General features: G+C 44.9%; 1 protein-coding gene. It reads left to right on the top strand.

Annotated elements, in window-relative coordinates:
* On the top strand, positions 1 to 570 hold a 570-nt coding region (locus IEW93_RS21920; RefSeq protein ID WP_188741293.1), incomplete at both ends, for a reverse transcriptase N-terminal domain-containing protein.

Genomic DNA, 570 nt, shown 5'->3' with positions numbered 1-570 from the left:
CTTCAAACGAAGTTAGTGCCTCTTCTGACAGCACTCAATGGCAATCCATTAACTGGAAGGCTGTTAAGCAACATGTATTAAAGCTTCAAATGCGCATTGCAAAAGCAACCCGAGAAGGTAAACACGGTAAGTCGAAAGCATTGCAGTGGATACTCACCCACTCTACATCAGCAAAATTGCTTGCTGTTAAAAGAGTTTCTCAAAATAAAGGCAGCAAAACACCAGGAATTGACGGCATCATTTGGAACACTGATGCTCGTTGTATGACTGCGGTGAATCAACTGAGTCGAAAAGGTTATCATGCCAAACCGCTCAGGCGTATCTACATCCCCAAGAAAAACGGCAAACTCAGACCTTTAGGCATTCCCTGCATGATAGACAGAGCGCAGCAAGCGCTTCATCTTCTCGCTTTGGAGCCTATTTCGGAAACGGTAGCCGACCTTAATAGCTATGGCTTTCGACCTAATCGAAGCGCAGCAGATGCAATTGCACAGTGCTTCAAATGTTTATGTATGAAGCGCTCTAGCCAATGGGTTCTTGAGGGTGACATCAAAGCCTGTTTCGATAAGA

Source organism: Shewanella inventionis (assembly GCF_014641855.1).
GTDB classification, from domain to species: domain Bacteria; phylum Pseudomonadota; class Gammaproteobacteria; order Enterobacterales; family Shewanellaceae; genus Shewanella; species Shewanella inventionis.
The sequence above is the reverse complement of the archived record's forward strand: the minus strand, read 5'-3'. Positions and strand labels throughout refer to the sequence as shown.